Below are 19,015 nucleotides of genomic sequence, written 5' to 3' on the forward strand. Positions count from 1 at the left end.
TTCATGGCCGAATTCCTGACCGACATCAAGACCATCCGGGACCGGGCACGTCAGCAGATCGACCAGGGCCCGGTGACCGACGCCTACGGCGCCGACCTGGAACGCGTACTGGTCGTCCTCAACGAGGCGCTCGCCACGGAGATCGTCTGCACCCTCCGCTACAAGCGGCACTACTACACGGCCTCCGGGCTGTACTCCGAGCCGGTCGCCGCCGAGTTCCTGGAGCACGCGCAGGAGGAGCAGCAGCACGCGGACAAGCTCGCTGAGCGGATCGTGCAGCTGGGCGGCGAACCCGACTTCAACCCGGACACCCTCACCTCGCGGTCCCATGCCGAGTACGACGCCAGCACCGACCTGATCGAGATGATCAAGGAGGATCTGATCGCGGAGCGCGTCGCCGTCGCGTCGTACACCGAGATCGTGCAGTGGCTCGGCAACGGGGACGTGACCACCCGTCGGGTCTTCGAGGAGCTGCTGGCGCAGGAGGAGGAGCACGCGGACGACCTGCGCGGCCTCCTGGAGCGCATCCCTGGCGAACGCCGCTCCTGATGTCCGGCGGGGCGGACCCGCCGTCGTACCCCGAAGTGCCGCGGGCGTGACGGGGATCCGCCCGGCGCCGAGTACGCGGCGCCGAAGGAGCGGAGTGCGGCGGCGGGCCCGGCCGGGGCGCGGATGGGACGGCCGGGCCGGGGCAGGTGGTGGATATGGGTGACGATGCCGTGACACGGCGATCCGAGGGGCCGGGCACGGACTACCGCTGCGCGTTCGTCCTGGGCGGCGGAGGGGCGCTCGGCGCCTACGAGGTCGGGATGCTCAGGGCGCTGATCGAGGCCGGAATCCGCCCGGACCTGGTGGTCGGGACATCGGTGGGCGCCATCAACGGCGCGGCGATCGCGGCCGAGCCCACGGCGCGGGCCGTGGCACAGCTGGGCGAGCTGTGGGGGAGCCTGGGCCGGTCGGGCGTCTTCTCCGGGTCGGTGCTCCAGCGCCTGCGGCTCGCCGCGCGCAACCGGACCCATGTCTACTCCTCCGCGCCGCTGCGCGAACTCCTGGAGACGTGGCTCCCGGCGGGCCGCATCGAGGACCTCGCGGTGCCCTTCGAGTGCGTCGCGGCGAGCATCGAGAGCGCCGCCGAGCACTGGTTCACCCAAGGGCCCCTGGTCCCGGCGGTTATGGCCTCGTGCGCGGTCCCCGGACTGCTGCCCCCGCTCGAAGTCGACGGCGAGCACTTCTTCGACGGCGGCCTCATCAACAGCATCCCCGTGGGCCGCGCGGTCGCCGCCGGAGCCCGCACCGTCTACGTGCTCCAGGTCGGACGCATCGAGCAGCCGCTGCAAGCTCCCAGGGCGCCCTGGGAGGTGGCCGCCGTGGCCTTCGAGATCGCCCGCCGCCACCGCTTCACCCGGGACATGACCGACCTGCCCCCGGGCGTCGAGGTGCACCTCCTGCCCACGGGAGCGGCGTCCGGCAAGGGGGAAGACATCGCGGGCCGGAAGTTCCGGCACCGAGACTTCGGCCTCTCCGGCCGGCGGATGGAGCTGGCGTACGAGGCGTCGGCCGCCTATCTGGAAGCCGCGGGGAAGCCCCGCACGGACGAAGCTCCATGAGCCGCGCGGCCGGGGCACGTGATGTGGCCAGACGGTGCGTCAGCGTGCCCGCGTTCCTGGTCCTGCTCCCCGTCGCCGCGGCCCTGCTGCTCGTGACGGTGGTACTCGCCCCGCTGTCGCTGCTCGCCGGACGGTCTGGACGGATGTGGCAGCCACAGCGGCTTGCCCTCTACGCCTTCGTGTACGTCTGCGCCGACCTCGCGGGCGTGCTCGCGGCGGGTGTCGTTCGGCTGCGCTGTCTGGGCGGCGGCCGAGACCGTGAGGAGCGTCTGGTGACGCTCAACTACCTGGTGCTGGCGCGGCTGCTCGGCTTCCTGGTCAAGTGCTCGGGGTGGATCTTCTCGCTGCGGGTGGAGGTCGAGCCGCCGATTCCGTCGAGCAAGGAGCGGCCGCGCGACGGCATGGTGGTCTTCGCCCGCCATGCGGGCCCCGGGGACTCGATCCTGCTGGTGCACAGCCTCCTCTGTGGCGCGGGGCTGCGTCCCCAGGTCGTCCTCAAGCAGTTCCTCCGCTGGGACCCCTGCCTGGACATCGTGCTCAGCCGCCTGCCCCACTGCTTCGTACCGCACCGGGCCGAGGCCGGCACCTCCGACGCCATCGGTTCGCTGGCGGCCGCGCTGCACCCGGGAGAGGTGCTTGTGGTGTTCCCCGAGGGCGGCAACTTCACCGAGCGCCGCAGGCGGCGGGCCATAGGCTGGCTCAACCGAACCGGCCAGTTCAAGCGGGCGGCCCGCGCCCGCCGCCAGCACCACGTACTGCCGCCCAGGATGGAGGGCTCGCTCGCGGCGCTGTCCGGGGCGGGCGACGCCGGAGCGGCAGTCGTCTTCGTCGCGCACACCGGGCTCGACCGCATCGACTCGCCGGCCCGACTGTGGCGGTCGATCCCCCTGCGCACGGCGGTACGCGCGACTTGGTGGCGCGTACCCGACCACGCGATACCGGCCGAACGCCAGGCCCGCGAGTCCTGGCTGACAGACCAGTGGTCGCGCGTGGACGCCTGGATCGCCGGAGAGTGGAGCGACCCCACCCCGACCCCGCCCGCCGCGCCCTAGCGCCGCGCGCACGAATGGCACGGGCTAGGTTCCCGGGTCCTTATGCGACGGTAAATAGCCTGTCCGTAGCGATAGTTGACGACTAGTCAAGTACTGGCCCTTTGCTCCTCGCCCGTCGCCGCATCCCGCAAGGCGACGCGTCCACGGGCATTGCCGGCTCGGCGGATCAGATCTCCTTTCCCGCGCTGGGTGTTCGTGATGGGCTGCATTCGACTATCTCGCGTGCTGCCACCAGCCTGCGGGGGTGGTCGCCGATGAGTCTGGTGGTGACGAGGACCGCGCTGATGATGGAGACGTCCTGGTCTTTGAGGTGCTGCTGGACGGTGTCCATGTCGCTGCCTGCCGCGAGCAGCCGTCGGCACGCGTCGATGTGGTCGGCGATGTACTGCGCCCACTCGGGGGACAGGCCTCCGACCGAGGCGAGGAGTTCTTCTGCGGTGGGACTCGGCATGCGGGGGATCCTTTCAGAGGCGCTGCCCGGCCCGGGTCCCGGGCGGACACCGATGTGCGCGCTGAGCCGGGCCAATGCCCCGTGCGGGTAAGGACTTTGCGGCGCCAAGCGACGGGACACCAGGTGGACCATCGAGGCTGCCGTGCTGGACGCCGGACTGCGTTCGACACTCGGCGTCATCGTCCACGTTACGATCCTTGCGCGCGGAGACAGTTGCTCCACCGGGTGGTGGGGGCATTCGTAAACGGCTGCGCGTGTTACTGCCAGTGGCCAGGCGAGACCGGTTGGAGCCTGAAGTATGACCGATCCGACTACGGACCCGCAGTTCCTCCGCGATCCCTATCCCGCTTACGCCGCGATGCGCTCCGCATGTCCCGTGCAACTCATGTCCACGGGCTCCGGGCATTCCGGATACCTGGTCACCGGCTACGCGCAAGCGCGCGAAGCACTCAGCGATGCCCGGCTCTCCAAAGACACCGCCGCCTTCTTCGCGGACAAGGGATCACGGCGCGACTTGCACCCGGCGGTCGCGCACAACATGCTGGCCAGCGATCCGCCCCGGCACACCCGCCTGCGCAAGCTGGTGACCAAGGCATTCACCACCGGGGCCGTAGCCGAGATGCGGCCCTTCATCACCGGTGTCACCGACGAACTGCTGGACCGCTGGCCCAAAGGGGAGGTCGACCTCATCGCGGCCCTGGCGCTGCCGCTGCCCGTCATCGTGATCTGCGAACTGCTCGGCGTACCGGAGGAAGAACAGGCTCGGGTCCAACGGTGGTCCGGCGAATTGTTCGCGGCCGGGAAACCGGAGGTCATCGACGCCGCTTCGCACGCCATGGCCGACTACATGGCCGGGCTCATCGAAGCCAAGCGAACACGGCCGGGCAACTCCCTTCTGGACCGCCTGGTTTCGGCGCGCGACGGCGACGACCGCCTCAGCGAGGAGGAACTGGTCTCCCTCGCGATTCTTCTGCTGGTCGCCGGCCATGAGACCACGACCCATTTCATCGGCAACGCGGTCCTGGCACTCCTTCGGCACCCGGATCAGATGGATCGTCTGCGAAGGAATCCTGAAGCCGTTACGACCGCACTGGATGAACTGCTCAGGTTCGACTCCCCGGTGAGCACCGCGACCTTCCGATTCGCCACGCAGGCGTGCACATTGGGTGGCACCGAGATCCCCGCCGGGGCCCCGGTACTCATTGCCCTGGGTGCCGCCAACCGCGACCCGCTGCGGTTCTCCTCTCCCGACCGACTCGCACTGGACCGCGGTGCCGCCGCCCATCTCGGCTTCGGTCACGGCATTCACCGCTGCGTCGGCGCGCCCCTGGCGAAGGCTGAGGCCGAGATCGCTCTGCGCGCGATTCTGCTCCGGTTTCCCGGCATCCGTCTCGCCGTGCCACCTGATCAGCTCGAGTGGCGCCGCACCCGGCTCATCCGGGGCCTGGCAGCGCTTCCGGTACGGGTATGACCGGCGTGCTGGGCCGAGACCGTGCCGACGGCATGGGCGGTGCCTCATCCGTGCCGGGCACTGTCACTGATATGAGGGGCGAGCCCGGTCCACCACTCGGACAGGTGCTGGGCGGGTGCGGCCCGGTCCTGCTCTTCGACGAGCCGTGTGAACAGAGGGAGTTCGCCGGCCATGGCGAAGCCGTAGACCAGCCGTTTCATCACGCTGTGCTGTTCGGCCGCGTCCGTGGCCGTCGCCCGGGTGTGCTGGGCGAAGACGGCACGCCAGTAGCTCTCGGGGCTGCGCCCGCCCACGTGCCCCAGCGCGTGAACGGCGGCCACGACGACACCCGAGGGCAAACCCTGGGCCAGCGTGAGACCGGCGACCACGTCGCGCTGGCCGGGGCCGCCGAGGACGCGTAACGCGTACAGCAGGGGTACGGCGCGGTCCTCCGCGCGTACGGTGCTGGGCTGCCTGAGCTCGGCGGCGAGCGCGGTGGCCACCTCGGAGCCGTACGGGCTGGCCCGCAGCAGCATCGCCGCGTACAGGCGGACGTCCGCCACCGGATGGTGGAGCAGGTCGTCCAGGAGATCCCTCAACGCGGGAGCGATCTGTACGGGAACGTCGACGGAGAGGCGGGCGAGGAGCCGGGTGACGCTGATCGCGGCGGACTCCGGTCCCACCAGAGAGCCGTGCCTCACGATCGCTCGTACGGTCTCGCCGTGGTCGGCGGCAGCGCCGGCGAGCCGCGCGGCGTGGGCGGGGGAGAGGGGGAGCCCGGGCAGCAGGACGGCGGCGGCTTCCACGGCGGGCAGCGACAGCGCCTGGCCCGGGCCGCCCGCCAGGATGCCGTCGACCACGTCCACGAGGACGCGCGTCTGCTCGGCGCTGAAGTGACGTTTGCGGGTCTTGCGGGCGCCGGCGAGCAGGGCTCCGTACAGGCAGTCGGGAGTGGTCGGGTCGGTGAGCTGACGCAGCACCGCTCGTGCGGCGTCCGGGTGCGGGCTGCCGTCCAGCGCGCACACCGTCTCGATCAGACCGGCATGGCCGGGCTGCTCGGCCGCTCCCGAACAGACGGCGATCACCTCCGGGCCCCATCGCGGATCGGCCATCAGCCGTCCCAGAGATTCGAAGCGCCGCATCCAGGAGACACCACCGGACACCAGCGTCTCCTCCAGCAGCCGCCGCACGACCGCGCTGCGGACCCGCCCCGGCGACACGCGTCCTCCGCCGTACGTGGCCCACAAGGTGAGCTCGTCCCAGTCCTCGCCGGTGAGCACCCCGCCGTCCAGTGCTCGGTCCAGAAGCGGTTCGATGTCGGTCTCCACGGATCCGGACGTCGAAGGGCAGGCTCCCCCTCGGAGGAAGACCGCAGCGGTTGCCCCGCCCTCGTGCCGGGCGATCGTCTGGATCGGGGCGAGCAGGGAGTACGCGGGCAGCCCCAGGACGTCCTCGTACCGGCGCACGGCCTCCTGACCCACCGGTACCCGGCCGGTCTCCCAGCGCGAGAGCGAGCTGGGGCTCGTTCCGGCCGCGCCCCGGTGTCCGTCGCGGTACGCGGCGGCGAACTCGGGCAACTGCCGCGACGACGGGTCGGCGTGGCACAGCCGGTGGGCCCGCAACAGCCAGCCCGCCTGCACCTGCCACGGGGTCCACCGGACGGTCGCCGGACGGACCAAGGCGCTGTTCTCCACGCGGCACCCCCGCTCGCGGGGCCGTTCTCCGCCCGCGCTCCTGTCGGGATTTACTCCACTCTGGCCTGTTTCCTCTCCCTCGGCGAGGCGGTTTTCGGACGACAGGCGATCCGGGGCCGTAGCGACGAGCGCATAGCACACCCAAGCCCGGACGCGGCAGTGCCGTGCACCGGCGACGGGTCCGCTGCACACCGCGACTCCGGGCTGGGCGGCGCCTCCTACAAAGGAGATGACGGACCGGGTGGCACAAGGCTCCCGAGGCCGTCCGAACCGAAGGGAACCGTCATGTCACACGGCACAACTGCCCCTGCGATCCCGGTCGCCGGATCCCGTGGTCCCGCCCGCCGAGGACGCCGACTGCTCGCGGCGGGGGCCCTGTTGGTGAGCGCGGTGGTACCCGGACTGGTCGTATCGAGCACGGCATCGGCGGCGCCGGCCTCGGGCCTGTACAGCTGCGGCTCCGGCGTGGACGCGGGCAGCGGCAACACCTGGGGCTGGGGAGCCTGCTCGGGCAACGGCACGTTCGCTCTCCGTCTGAACTGCACCTACGGGCAGAACAAGACCTCGCCACCGATCGTCGTCAGTGGCGGCCGGGTGCGCACCGATGTCCAGTGCCCGCTCGGCACGACCATCCGCAATACCCAGATCAACATCCTCAGTTGACGGTCGCGCGGCCGACTGAGGTGTTCCTCCGAGGTCGGCCGCCCCGATCGGGATCGCGCACCGCCGGCTCGCGATGAGTCGCGCGGTCAGGCCGGGCGCACCGTACGAGGACCGGCGCACTCCACGCCGTACGCCCGCACCCGGTCGCGCAGCGCGCGGTCGGCGGTCACGACCGTGCAGGGGCGGTCGGCGTGGGCGGCGGCGAGCTCCACGATCAAGTCGTCCCCGCTGCCGGCCGCGGACTCGACCCGCACCCCGGGTACGGACTCGACGCCCCGGGCGGCTCCCTCGACGACGAGGACCACCTCCTCGTCGGCGTCCCGGCCCGCGAGCAGGTCCCGCAGCCGTTCTGCCGCACCCTTGCGGTCGCGCCACCACCCGTCGGGTACGGACCCGACGACGTTCGCGGCGTCCACGATCAGCACCGGGCGCCCACTCATGACGCCTCCCGGTCGCGGCGGCCCTGACACGGTGTGAGGCGCATCGTTCGTCTGATCACGTGCCGGGATTCTGCCACGCCGCGGGCCCACCGGCGCCACCGTCCACGACGCGCGACCGCCCCATGGCAACCAGCCGATCTGCCCTTCCAGCCCGGTCCGCCGCGCTTCGCTCGCGGGGCGGACCGCGCTGTTCCGCGAGCCCTTACAGGGCGACGGTGAGCGTGAAGGGCTGGGTGGTGGTGCCCGCCGTGTTCTTGGCGGTGAGGGTGAGGTGGTACGTGCCGGGGAGCAGGGTGGTACCGGTGATGGTCGCCGTTCCGTTGCTCGCCGGGGTGAACTTGAAGCCCGCCGGCAGGGTGCCGCTCTCCGTGAGTGTCGCGGTCGGGCTGCCGGTGGTGGTGATCTTGAAGGTGAACGGGGCCAATATGACGGCGACGGCGCTGGATTTGCTCGTGAAGGCAGGGGGCTGGCTGACGGTGATCGTCAGCTGACCGGTGGCCTTGCCCGCGCTGTTGGCGGCGTTGATGGTGAGCGGGTAGCTGCCGCCGCTCCCGGCCCCGGGGGTGCCGGACACGGTTGCGGTCCCGTCGCCGTTGTCCTTGAAGGAGACCCCCGACGGCAAGGTGCCGGACTCCGTGAGCGCGGGGGCCGGGGTGCCGGTGGTGGTGACGGTGGTGCTGAACGCGGTGCCGACGGTGGCGGACGCGGTGGTCGGTCCGGTGATCACGGGTGCGGTGCCGGGGTCGTTGCCGCTCGCGGGCACGGTGACCGTGATCGAGCCGCCGGCGCCGACGGGGGTCCAGGCCGATCGGGTGCCGCCGTAGGACTCGCCGAAGGGCGCCCCGTTCACCGTGCTGCCCGAGGGCAGGGTGACCGGTACGGACACTGCGGAACCGCCGGAGTTGCTGATCACGACGGAGCCGTTCTGGACCGAGGCGGTGACGGTGGCGGCCTTCTTCGCGGCGGTCCAGGCCGCGGACTCGGCCAGCACCTGGGACTGCGTGGCATCGGTCATCTGGACCAGCGGCGCGGTGTACCAACTCCCGTACTGTGCCTGCATGTTGCTCAGCAGGGTCAGCAGCGTATAGCCGTAGTCGGAGGTGGTTCCGTCCACGGTTTTGGAGGCCGGTCCGATCAGGTTGGACTGATGGGCGTAGTTCATCCGCGGGTCGTCGGCCAGCACGTGGCCGAGCATGATCCGGGACTCGGAGGCGAGCACGGTCGCCTCGGTGGCCGGAGTCGTGGTGCAGGTGGTGGACGGCGTGCCGGAGCACTTGCCGGTCTCGGCCGGGTACTGGCTGTCGCCGATCGAGGAGCCGGAGGCGACGTAGGCGGTGTTGTACTCGTTCAGCTCGTCGGCCCAGTTGGCCGCGTTGTAGTAGATGTTGCTGGGGTAACGGGGCGCCGAGGCCGCGCTGTTGGCGGCCCCGCCCGAGCTGGTGCCGGCGATCGTGTACGACTGGGGCTGGCGCGAGGCGTCGGCGCCGAAGACGCTGACGCCGGTGTCGGCGAAGGCCCGCGGGGTGTTGGGGTTCTCGAGGCCCGAGTGCTCGCCGGTGACGACGGAGTGGGCGGAGAAGTTGGTCAGGCCGTTGTTGGCGGCGAAGGCGTCGTTCAGGCCGATCTCCTGCTCAATGCTGGAGTCGGCCGTGGCGCTGGTGGCGGGCACCCAGCCGGCGGCGTTCGCGCAGCCGATGCCGGGGTCGGTCGCGGTCGGGTAGGTCGCCGTGCTGCCGGGGCCGCCGCCCGGGCTCGTGGCTCCGGTGTCGGTGAAGGAGTAGGACGCGGCCCCTCCGGCCGGGTCCTCCTTCACCTGGCCGACCAGGCCGAAGTCGGTGGAGCCCGCCGGGGCGCGGTAGATGTCGTAGCCCCAGAAGCCGGTACCGCCGGAGTACCGGGACTCCAGCTCCGCCAGGCTCGGGCCGCCGCCGTTGGGGGCGTCCGGCCAGGACAGCGCGACCGATCCGTTCGCCGCGACGGTGACCTGCTGCGGAGTGGAGGGCTCCGATTCGCCGTAGGCGGTGGCGGCGGTGACCTCGTAGCTGTAGCCGCCCGAGGCCAGTGAGCCGCCCGTGCCCGCGACCGGTACGCCCGCGGGCTGCGGCGCCGCGACCGTGCAGCCCAGGAACATGTGCGACCAGGTGTGGTTGATCCAGTTGAACGACGCCTGCTGCTTGATGAGTTCGTTCACGAAGGCCGCGTCGTTGGGGTAGTCGGGGTCGACGGTCTGGCCCGGGTCGGTGTAGGTGGTGCCGTTCACCGTGGTGCTGCCCGAGCAGTTCGCGTTCGACGCGTCAGCGGCGGTGGGCGTGGTGCACGCGCCGATCGCGTTGAAGGCGAACTCCAGCTTGATGCCCGTCTGCTTCTGCCAGTTGGCCACGTAGTCCACGTCCGCGGCGCTCATCTGGGTGTCGGGCGGCGCGTCGGCCGCGTTGCCGCCCACGCCCGGCGGGCACAGCACGTCGTTCGGCTCGGTGGCCGCCGGGGTGCACTGATATTTGGTGCTCCACTCGTTGTCGGCGATGAACACGTCGTCGACGTCCTGGCCGAAGTAGTTCCGGTACAGGCCCAAGTGGGTATTCTGCGTGGCCCAGTTGATCAGTCCGGGAGCCAGCAGCAGCCACGGCAGCTGGGTGGCGTTGTAGTTGAAGGTCAGCGCCAGCTCGGCGACGCCGGCCTGTGCGTCGGTGGCCGGGTGCTGGTAGACGGCGGCCAGCGTCTGCCCCGCCGCGTTCTGCAGCCAGGGCGTGACGGGCGCGCCGCTCACCGGGGTGGCCGGATAGCCGTAGGTGCCGGCCTCGAACGGCACCGGGCCCTTCAGTTCCGGCAGCGCCGCCAGACCGGAGGACGTCAGCTGCGCGGTACCGCTCACCGCGCCCGAGCCGGCCGGCGTCAGACCCACCGAGGCCGACGGATACACGTATCCGTCGACCTGCCGCACGCCGAAGCTCGACTCGTAGCTGTCCAGGGCCGTCAACTGCCCCGCGCTGAACCAGGCCGGCGAATCCGCGAACACCACGCCGTTGTAGTAGCCGTGCGTGCCACTGGACAGTGGTGGCAGGGACACGGTCTCGCTGCCCACGTCGCCGGTGGAGTTCACCAGGCTGTACGCGACCCCCTCGGTGTCCAGCGCGTTCTGCCACGCGAGTGTGGTCGGATCTCCCTGGCCGCCGCCGATCAGGAGGACCTTCAGATCCAGCTGCGGAGCCGGGTCCGCGAACGCGGGCGCGGCTGCGGGCGCCGTCACCGCTAACGCGAACGCGGCCGCCCCGGCAACCGCCCATCGTGCTGCACGTCTTATCACTGTGCGTCTCCCCAACGGCTCGTGTGTCCCGCCCGCCCCCTCAGCACGACCGGGCGGCTAGCGCAGCATCCGGCGCTTTGGGTGCAGTGAGCATGGACATGGGGATATCGAGGGAAGAACTTCATCTGCCCTTGCCGGACCGGGGCGCCTACCGCCGGTGCCACGGCGTCGGCCCGGGTGCATCTTCAACCGGACCGGCGCTGACTCCCTTGTGCGGGTGCTCAGTTGCCGCCGGTGGATGATGGAGCCATGCTCGTTCGTATCGAGGGATCACATCTGCCCGGCCGGGAATCGGGGCTCGGACACCGCGACATCCACGTCGCCGTGCAGCGGCGCGAGCGGCCCGCCGAGCTGCTCGGGCCGCACCCGGGAGACGCGCTGTCGGCGGAGTGGGAGCTGGAGGTCACGGCCACGCCCGTTGAAGGGAGCTGGGACCTGCGGGGACCCTATGTGCAGGGCCGTCCCGGTGGACGGTTCGTCTACCTGTCCTGGGGGACGGTCGACGAGCACGAGGCGTTCACGATGTTCCGGCGGGCGAAGCTGTGCTTCGACGCCGTCGCGCCCGGGACTCTCGCGGCGGCCGTCGAAGGTGGCCTGCTGGTAGGGAGGTTGGGGCTGACGGACACCCACGGAAACCCGTTGTGTGCGGCTGTCCGGCCGCCCCTGATCGAGTGGTCGACCTCGTAGCGACGCGTACCGGTCGGCCCCGGAGTCTTGGGGATCCGCTCCTGCGGTCCCGCCTCGACCCCGCGGGCGAACGGGCCGACGGCAGACGCGTGTTTCCGGCGATGGTGCGGCCTGGCCGTTCGCCGTGGCGAGACCGCACCGTCCACCTCGCCGCCAGTCCTGCCGGCGGCGGGGATCATGCGGAACGGGTCAGATGACGCCTTGGGCGAGCATCGCGTCCGCGACCCGCTCGAAGCCGGCGATGTTGGCGCCGGTCACGTAGTCGCCCGGAGCGCCGTACCGCTCGGCCGTCTCGTGCGTGACCGCGTGGATGGACCGCATGATGCCGGCGAGTTCGTCCTCCACCCGCTCGCGGCTCCAGGACACCCGGCTCGCGTTCTGGGCCATCTCCAGCGCGCTGACGGCGACACCGCCCGCGTTGGCGGCCTTGCCCGGGCCGAAGGCGACGCCCGCCTCCTGGAAGAGGCGCACCGCCTCGGGGGTGGTGGGCATGTTCGCGCCTTCGGAGACCGCCTTGACGCCGCTCGCGATGAGCGTGCGCGCGTCGTCCGCGTTCAGCTCGTTCTGCGTGGCCGACGGGAACGCCACGTCCGCCGGCACCTCCCAGACCCGGCCCTGGCGTACGAAGCGGGCGGAGGAGCCGCGCCGGGTGGCGTACTCGCTGACGCGGCCCCGCTCGACCTCCTTGATCTGCTTGAGCAGCGCCAGGTCGATGCCCTTGTCGTCGACCACGTAGCCGGAGGAGTCGGAGGCCGTCAGCGGGTTGGCGCCCAGCTGCTGGAGCTTCTCGATCGTGTAGAGGGCCACGTTGCCGGAGCCGGAGACGACCGCGCTGAGACCGTCGAGGGACTCCCCGCGCGCCTTGAGCATCTCGGCCGCGAACAGAACGGCACCGTAGCCGGTGGCCTCGGGGCGGATCACGGAACCGCCCCAGCCCTGGCCCTTGCCGGTCAGGACGCCGGCCTCCCAGCGGTTGGTGATGCGGCGGTACTGGCCGAACAGGTAGCCGATCTCGCGGCCGCCGACTCCGATGTCACCGGCCGGGATGTCGGTGTGCTCGCCGATGTGCCGGGACAGCTCCGTCATGAACGACTGGCAGAAGCGCATGACCTCGGCGCCCGACTTGCCGTGCGGGTCGAAGTCGCTGCCGCCCTTGCCGCCGCCGATGCCGAGGCCGGTCAGGGCGTTCTTGAAGATCTGCTCGAAGCCGAGGAACTTCACCACGCCGATGTCCACGGACGGGTGGAAGCGCAGACCGCCCTTGTACGGGCCGAGCGCGCTGTTGAACTCCACGCGGTAGCCGCGGTTGACGTGCACCCGGCCGTGGTCGTCCGTCCACGGCACCCGGAAGATGATCTGCCGCTCCGGCTCGAGGAGACGCTCGACGAGCCCGGCCTCGGCGTACTGGGGACTGGCCGCGAGGACGGGGCCCAGGGTGTCCAGGACCTCTCGTACGGCCTGGTGGAACTCGGGCTGCCCAGGGTTGCGGCGCTCGATCTCTGCCCGCAGTGCGTCCAGCCTGTCCTTGGGGTCGCTCACAATCGGTTTCCTTCCGACGTCTGCTCCGGCGGGCGTGCGGGCCCAGATCACAGTGCCACACCTTGGTCCGGGCACGGCCGCCAGGTCCACCCCTTGGCACGACCCCGCCCTTGCGGCTCCGGCACGCCAAGTCGGCTGCCGGGCAGGCCGATGTGTGCGGTGCGTGATCTGCTGGCTGGCGGTGCCTCCGTCGTGAGGAGCGACCGAGAGCGGATATTCGGTGTTCCGGCCGCCCCGAGAGGACCCAAGATGGTGCGCATGACTTTGGCCACCCCCGTGCTGCGTACCGCTCGCCTGCGGTTGCGGCCTTTCACCGGCGCCGACGCGGATCCCCTCTTCGCGCTGCACAGCAGCACCCGCGTGATGCGCTACTGGGATTCCCCGCCGTGGAATGAACGGGCCCGCGCCGAGCGCTTCATCGCGATGTGCCGGGAGATGGCGGAGGACGGAACCGGGGCGCGGGTGGCCATCGACCGTGTTTCTGACGGGGCCTTCGTCGGCTGGTGCGGTCTGACCGGCTGGAACCCGGACTACCGCAGCGCGTCGTTGGGCTACTGCCTCAACGAGGCGATGTGGGGCCACGGTTTCGCGACGGAGGCGGCGCACGCCGTGCTGCGGTGGGCATTCGAGACCCTGGACCTGAACCGGGTTCAGGCCGAGGCCGATACGCGCAACGTGGCATCCGCCCGGGTCCTGGAGAAGGTCGGATTCGTGCGCGAAGGGACCTTGCGGGAGGACTGCGTCGTGAACGGCGATGTGTCCGACTCGTGGGTGTTCGGGTTGATCAGGCGAGAGTGGCGGCCGGCGGACTCGCCGATTCCAGCTCCCGAAGAGCGGCGTTAGGTCTGTTGGCCGGTGGGCGTTGGTCAACTCGGGCAGTTGGGGTTCGGCGCGCCGGTTGGGGCGAGTTCCGCGATGACCTTCCGGGCTTGGCAGGCGTGCCAGGCGTGCCACGCATGACGGGCGGGTGGGACAACTCCCGCTCGCAGAGGGGGAGTTGCCGTTAGCGGGAAGGTGGCGGAGCCCGTAACCCGACGCCCTCGGAGTGGCGGCTGAGCGAAGGCTGAACCGGGCGGCCCAGCCTCACGGGGCCCCTGCCCGGCTCAGGCCTCCGCTTGCAGGCGCAGGCCCGCCAGGGTCAGTTCCAGCGCGGAGCGGAACTGTTCGATGTCGTCGTGGCCGTCGAACTCGTCGACGATCTCGTGCACGAACGGGAACTCCGTGGGGTCGAGCTCCCGCCAGGCCTGGGCGAAGCGGCCCAGGAACTCGTCGCGGTCCGCCGCGCCGTCGAGGACCTCCTGGGGCGGCTCCTGCCCCAGGTCGACGGCGGAGCCGACGACGACCCCCACGATCGCGGACACGGCGTGGAACCGCTGGCGCGCGGTGAGGTCCAGGCGGAGGGTCGGCCGGCCGAGCCGCTCGTAGAGGCGCAGCGCGTTGCCCTGGACGTCGGTGTTGCGCATGAAATAGGCGCCGAGCCAGGGCCTCTCCATGATCGCGTCGAACAGGGTGAGGGCCATCGCGCGGAGTTCGTCGATCGGGTCGTCGTGGGCCGGAAGCGCTTCGATGTCGGCCAGCGCGGCCCCGATCACGTGGTCGGTGGCGCGGTCGAGCAGCTCGTCCTTGCTCGCGACGTACCAGTAGATGCTGGCGACGCCGCCCCCGAGCCGCTGGGCGAGAGCCCGGAACGTCAGCGCCGGCGCTCCTGCCTCGTCGAGCAGGGCCACCGCCTCGGTGAGGACGGACTCCATCGAGTGCGAAGCCCTCCGACGCCCTCCACGGGAGCGGTCCTGCTGCGGAGTCATTGGCCTCGTCCCCTCGTTTTTGCATCGCATCGAACGTTGTTCTATCGTACCGTATCGTACGCTGTTCGATACCCGAACGCTGTTCGATGACAAGGACTGCCATGACCACCGCCCCGCCTCGAACGCCCTCGCGCGCCTATCCGTCGCTGCGCGCGGCGTGGATCCCTCTGGCCGCCCTCTGCCTGGCCTTCTTCGTCGAGATGGTCGACAACACGCTGCTCTCGATCGCACTGCCGACGATCGGCCGCGACCTCGGCGGCGGCACGACCGCACTGCAGTGGGTCACCGGCGCGTACTCCCTGACCTTCGGCGGCCTGCTGCTCACCGCGGGCTCGATGGCCGACCGGCTCGGCCGCCGCCGGGTGTTGCTGATCGGGCTCGCCGTGTTCGGCTCGCTGAGCCTGTGCGTCGTCCTCGTCTCAACGGCGGGCGAACTCATCACGCTGCGAGCCCTGCTCGGCATAGCCGCCGCCGCGATGGCCCCCATCACGAACTCCCTGGTCTTCCGCCTGTTCGACGACAAGGCCCTGCGGATGCGCGCCATGACCGTGATGATCGTCGTCGGCATGTCCGGGTTCGTCCTCGGACCGCTGCTCGGCGGCACCGCGCTGGCCCACGTGCGGTGGGAGTGGCTGCTGGTCGTCAACGCCCCCATCGCCCTGATCGCCTGCATCGGCGTCCGCCTCGGTGTCCCGGCCGACCGGCCGGAGGACCTGACCAAGGACGCGCTCGACCTGCCCGGCGCCGTCCTGAGCGTCGCCACCATCGGACTCGCCTGCTACTCGCTCACCAGCGGTGTCGACCACGGCTGGCTCTCCTCGGCCACCCTCGCCTCGATCGCGGGCGCGGTCGTGGCCGCGATCGCGTTCGTCCGCCACGAGCGCCGCAGCGCGGCACCCATGCTGGACCTGCGTCTGTTCTCCGACGGAACCGTCCGCGGCGCCGCGATCGCGCAGGTCGGCACGTCCATCGCGATGGCCAGCGTGATGTTCGGGCTCATCCTGCACTTCCAGTACGCCTACGGATGGAGCCCGGTGCGGGCCGGCCTGGCCAACCTGCCGATCATCGTGACGATGCTCGTGGCCACCCCCCTGTCCGAGTGGCTCGCGCGCCGCTTCGGCCACCGCGTCGCCTGCCTCGTGGGTGCGGCCTGCCTGGCCGGCGCGCTGGCCGGTCTCTCCTGGGGCGTCTACCACGGGTACGCCGCCATCGCGGTCTGCATGGTCCTCATGACCGTGGGGCTGCGCACCGTGATGACGATCTGCGCGGTCGCCCTCGTCGACGCGATGCCGAGCAACCGCACCTCGATCGGTGCCGCTCTCAACGACACGGCACAGGAGGTCGGGTCCAGTGTCGGCACCGCGGTGGTCGGCACCCTGATCGCCGCCCTCGTCACCACCCAGCTCCCGGCAGGGACCTGGAGCAGCGGCCTCGTCACGTCGTTCTTCCACGGCGAGCGGATCACTTACGCCCTTCTCGCCGTGGTCGTCGGCCTGATCGCCGCCGGAGGCGCGCTGAGCCTCACCAACTCCCACACCGTCGAGGAGCACCCCGAGGAGGAGGTCGCCTGACGACCAGTACCCGAGCCGGGGCGGGTCGGGAGTGGGCGCGAAGGGCGGTCGCCTCGCGGCGGGGGCTCCATGAGGCTTCAGCCGAACGATCGTCCTCATGGGCAAAGGGTTAGGCCCGGGGTCACAGTTCCCTCCGCGCCCACGTACTGCTCAACGGCGAAGCACCTTCGCGTGTTCCCTGGGAGCGGCCCGCCGGAGGGGCGCGCGAGGGGGACCGGTAACGGTGGCTGTCGCGCGGTTGCCGGCGAGATCAGGTAGTCAGGAACGGTGAACAAGGACGCGAGCGACCCCTTCGTACATGTCCGGGGCGCCAGTGAGAACAACCTGCGGAACATCGACGTCGACGTTCCGAGGGACGCGATGGTCGCCTTCACGGGCGTCTCCGGTTCGGGCAAGTCCTCGCTGGCGTTCGGCACGCTCTACGCGGAGGCCCAGCGCCGCTACTTCGAGTCCGTAGCACCGTATGCCCGCAGGCTGTTGCAGCAGGTCGGGGCACCGCACGTGCAGGAGATCACCGGACTGCCACCCGCCGTGGCCCTGCAGCAGAGACGCGGTTCGCCCAGCTCGCGTTCGACGGTCGGCACCATCACCACGCTGTCCAACCTGCTGCGCATGCTGTACTCCCGTGCCGGCACGTACCCGCCCCGGGCCGCGCGCCTGGAAGCCGAGTCGTTCTCACCCAACACCGCGGCCGGCGCCTGCCCGGAGTGCCACGGACTGGGCGTCGTGCACGACGTCGCCGAGGAGCTGCTCGTCCCGGACCCCTCCCTGAGCATCCGCGAGGGGGCGATCGCCGCCTGGCCGGGTGCCTGGCAGGGCGCCAACCTGCGCAGTGTCGTGAGCGGTCTGGGGATCGACATCGACCGTCCGTGGCGCAGGCTCAGGAAGAAGGACCGGGACTGGCTCCTGTACACGGACGAGCAGCCCTCCGTGTACATCGAGCCGGAGGAGGACCGCGTCGACTACGGCTACCAGGGCAAGTTCTGGAGCGCCCGCAAGCACGTGATGCACGTACTCGCCGACTCCAAGAGCGAGAAGATGCGCGAACGAGCGCTCCGGTTCGTCAGGAGCGTGCCCTGCCCCGAATGTCACGGCAGCGGACTGCGGCCAGAGGCGCTCGCCGTGACCTTCGCCAGGCGTTCCATCGCCGAGATCAACGCGATGCCGCTCAGCGAGGTCGCGGCGCTGCTGCGGCCTGTCGCCGCGCGGGCAAAAGCCGACGCCACCACGTCGACCGCGCGATCCGGGGAGACGACCGAAGTCGCGGTCAGGATCTGCGGAGACCTGGTCGCGCGCGTCGACGTACTGCTCGACCTCGGCCTCGGATACCTCAGCCTCGGCCGCCGCTCCACGACCCTGTCGCCGGGCGAGGCGCAGCGCCTGCGCATCGCCACCCAGCTGCGCTCGGGTCTCTTCGGCGTCGTCTACGTCCTCGACGAACCCTCCGCAGGTCTGCACCCGGCTGACGCGGAACCGCTCCTCGACGTGCTGGACCGCCTCAAGGCGGCCGGCAACTCGCTGTTCGTCGTGGAGCACGACATGGACGTCGTACGGCGGGCGGACTGGGTGGTCGACATCGGCCCCGGCGCGGGCGAGGGCGGCGGACGCGTGCTGTACAGCGGCCCGGTCGCCGGGCTCGAGCGGGTCCGGGAGTCGGCCACGAGCCGGCATCTGTTCGGGCGCGCCGAGCCGCTCGATCACCGCCCGCGCATACCGCAGGGCTGGCTGCACCTGAGCGGCGTCTCCCGCCACAATCTGCACGACGTGTCCGTCGACGTACCGCTGCGCGTACTGACGGCGGTGACGGGCGTGTCCGGTTCCGGAAAGTCGACGCTGGTGACACAGGTGCTCGCCGAGGTCGTCCGGGGCCACCTCGGACTCGTACCCGAGGAGCCCGACGAGGCGCGCCTTGAGATCGGCGTCCAGGACGCGGCGGGGGTCGAGTCGTTCGATCGCCTCGTCCTGGTCGACCAGCGGCCCATCGGCCGGACTCCCCGGTCCAACCTGGCCACGTACACGGGGATGTTCGACGCGGTGCGCAAGCTGTACGCGGTGACGGACGAGGCCGTGGCGCGCGGCTATTCGGCCGGGCGGTTCTCCTTCAACGTGCCCGAAGGGCGGTGCGAGACCTGCCAGGGCGAAGGATTCGTCGCGGTGGAACTGCTCTTCCTTCCCGGCACGTACGCGCCGTGCCCGACCTGTCAGGGCGCCCGGTACAACGCCGAAACGCTGGAAGTCACCTACCGGGGAAAGAACATCGCGCAAGTGCTGGCGCTGTCCGTCGACGCCGCCGCCAAGTTCCTGTCCTCGGTCCCGGCCGCCTCCCGCAGTCTGGAGACCTTGCGCGAAGTGGGACTGGGGTACCTGCGGCTGGGCCAGCCCGCGACGGAGCTCAGCGGTGGTGAGGCGCAACGCATCAAACTGGCCACCGAGCTGCAGCGAGCCCGCCGCGGACACGCGCTCTACCTGCTCGACGAGCCGACGGCAGGGCTGCATCCCTCGGACATCGCGCTGCTGCTGCGACAGCTGCACCGGCTCGTCGACGCCGGCAACACGGTCGTCCTTGTCGAGCACGACCTGGACACGATCGCCACCGCCGACTGGGTCATCGACCTCGGGCCGGGCGGCGGCGACGCGGGCGGCCGCGTGGTCGCGGCGGGCCCGCCGGCCAAGGTGGCGAAGGCCCGCCGCAGCGCCACCGCGCCCTATCTCGCAGCCCGGCTCACGCGGTCCTGACAGCGACGCGAGGGGC

The 19,015-nt window shown here is 71.0% G+C and carries 15 protein-coding genes; 9 read left to right on the plus strand and 6 right to left on the minus strand.

Features of this window, described 5'->3' with window-relative positions:
* Nucleotides 1-3: 3 nt before the first annotated feature.
* From ACFYZA_RS05555 to ACFYZA_RS05565, 3 genes are all read left to right on the plus strand, one after another.
* Nucleotides 4-549: a bacterioferritin gene (locus ACFYZA_RS05555; protein ID WP_388487463.1), complete on the plus strand. Its 546-nt coding sequence runs from the start codon at nt 4-6 to the stop codon at nt 547-549.
* Between the two features lie 170 nt (nt 550-719).
* A complete protein-coding gene (locus ACFYZA_RS05560) occupies nt 720-1,607 on the plus strand; it encodes a patatin-like phospholipase family protein (RefSeq protein WP_388487465.1) in 888 nt (295 codons plus the stop codon).
* A gap of 44 nt (nt 1,608-1,651) precedes the next feature.
* The gene (locus ACFYZA_RS05565) at nt 1,652-2,659 is read left to right on the plus strand and encodes a 1-acyl-sn-glycerol-3-phosphate acyltransferase (protein ID WP_388487468.1); all 1,008 of its coding nucleotides are present in this window, start codon (nt 1,652-1,654) and stop codon (nt 2,657-2,659) included.
* 166 nt (nt 2,660-2,825) lie between these two features.
* Here the strand turns inward: ACFYZA_RS05565 and ACFYZA_RS05570 are convergent, their stop codons facing one another.
* Nucleotides 2,826-3,110, minus strand: a complete 285-nt coding sequence (locus tag ACFYZA_RS05570; RefSeq protein ID WP_382599383.1) for a hypothetical protein — start codon at nt 3,108-3,110, stop codon at nt 2,826-2,828.
* A gap of 298 nt (nt 3,111-3,408) precedes the next feature.
* On the opposite strand from ACFYZA_RS05570, the gene ACFYZA_RS05575 reads away from it, so the two are divergent.
* Nucleotides 3,409-4,581: a cytochrome P450 gene (locus ACFYZA_RS05575; protein WP_388487470.1), complete on the plus strand. Its 1,173-nt coding sequence runs from the start codon at nt 3,409-3,411 to the stop codon at nt 4,579-4,581.
* Between the two features lie 44 nt (nt 4,582-4,625).
* Here the strand turns inward: ACFYZA_RS05575 and ACFYZA_RS05580 are convergent, their stop codons facing one another.
* Complete coding sequence (locus ACFYZA_RS05580) at nt 4,626-6,254, minus strand: hypothetical protein (RefSeq protein WP_388487472.1); 1,629 nt, start codon at nt 6,252-6,254, stop codon at nt 4,626-4,628.
* 285 nt (nt 6,255-6,539) lie between these two features.
* Between ACFYZA_RS05580 and ACFYZA_RS05585 the strand changes: the two genes are divergently transcribed.
* Complete coding sequence (locus ACFYZA_RS05585; protein ID WP_382599377.1) at nt 6,540-6,917, plus strand: hypothetical protein; 378 nt, start codon at nt 6,540-6,542, stop codon at nt 6,915-6,917.
* Between the two features lie 86 nt (nt 6,918-7,003).
* Here ACFYZA_RS05585 and ACFYZA_RS05590 read toward each other — a convergent pair whose 3' ends face one another.
* Complete coding sequence (locus ACFYZA_RS05590) at nt 7,004-7,357, minus strand: NTP pyrophosphohydrolase (protein ID WP_382599375.1); 354 nt, start codon at nt 7,355-7,357, stop codon at nt 7,004-7,006.
* A gap of 202 nt (nt 7,358-7,559) precedes the next feature.
* Nucleotides 7,560-10,604 (minus strand): putative Ig domain-containing protein, encoded by a 3,045-nt coding sequence (locus ACFYZA_RS05595; protein ID WP_388487474.1) that lies wholly within the window; start codon nt 10,602-10,604, stop codon nt 7,560-7,562.
* A 306-nt stretch (nt 10,605-10,910) separates the two neighbouring features.
* On the opposite strand from ACFYZA_RS05595, the gene ACFYZA_RS05600 reads away from it, so the two are divergent.
* Nucleotides 10,911-11,348 carry a DUF5990 family protein gene (locus ACFYZA_RS05600; RefSeq protein ID WP_388487476.1) on the plus strand — a complete coding sequence of 146 codons (438 nt, stop codon included), beginning with the start codon at nt 10,911-10,913 and terminating at the stop codon, nt 11,346-11,348.
* A 189-nt stretch (nt 11,349-11,537) separates the two neighbouring features.
* Here ACFYZA_RS05600 and gdhA read toward each other — a convergent pair whose 3' ends face one another.
* The gene (gene gdhA, locus ACFYZA_RS05605) at nt 11,538-12,887 is read right to left on the minus strand and encodes an NADP-specific glutamate dehydrogenase (protein ID WP_388487478.1); all 1,350 of its coding nucleotides are present in this window, start codon (nt 12,885-12,887) and stop codon (nt 11,538-11,540) included.
* Nucleotides 12,888-13,145: 258 nt separating this feature from the next.
* On the opposite strand from gdhA, the gene ACFYZA_RS05610 reads away from it, so the two are divergent.
* Nucleotides 13,146-13,730, plus strand: a complete 585-nt coding sequence (locus ACFYZA_RS05610) for a GNAT family N-acetyltransferase (protein ID WP_382599367.1) — start codon at nt 13,146-13,148, stop codon at nt 13,728-13,730.
* A 260-nt stretch (nt 13,731-13,990) separates the two neighbouring features.
* Here the strand turns inward: ACFYZA_RS05610 and ACFYZA_RS05615 are convergent, their stop codons facing one another.
* Nucleotides 13,991-14,638 carry a TetR/AcrR family transcriptional regulator gene (locus tag ACFYZA_RS05615; RefSeq protein WP_382599365.1) on the minus strand — a complete coding sequence of 216 codons (648 nt, stop codon included), beginning with the start codon at nt 14,636-14,638 and terminating at the stop codon, nt 13,991-13,993.
* 155 nt (nt 14,639-14,793) lie between these two features.
* Here ACFYZA_RS05615 and ACFYZA_RS05620 point away from each other — a divergent pair, with 155 nt between their 5' ends.
* Nucleotides 14,794-16,263 (plus strand): MFS transporter, encoded by a 1,470-nt coding sequence (locus ACFYZA_RS05620; protein WP_388487480.1) that lies wholly within the window; start codon nt 14,794-14,796, stop codon nt 16,261-16,263.
* A 267-nt stretch (nt 16,264-16,530) separates the two neighbouring features.
* The gene (gene uvrA, locus ACFYZA_RS05625) at nt 16,531-18,999 is read left to right on the plus strand and encodes an excinuclease ABC subunit UvrA (protein ID WP_388487483.1); all 2,469 of its coding nucleotides are present in this window, start codon (nt 16,531-16,533) and stop codon (nt 18,997-18,999) included.
* The last annotated feature ends 16 nt before the right edge of the window (nt 19,000-19,015 follow it).

Source organism: Streptomyces sp. NPDC001828 (genome assembly GCF_042892175.1).
In the GTDB taxonomy this organism is placed as follows: Bacteria; Actinomycetota; Actinomycetes; order Streptomycetales; family Streptomycetaceae; genus Streptomyces.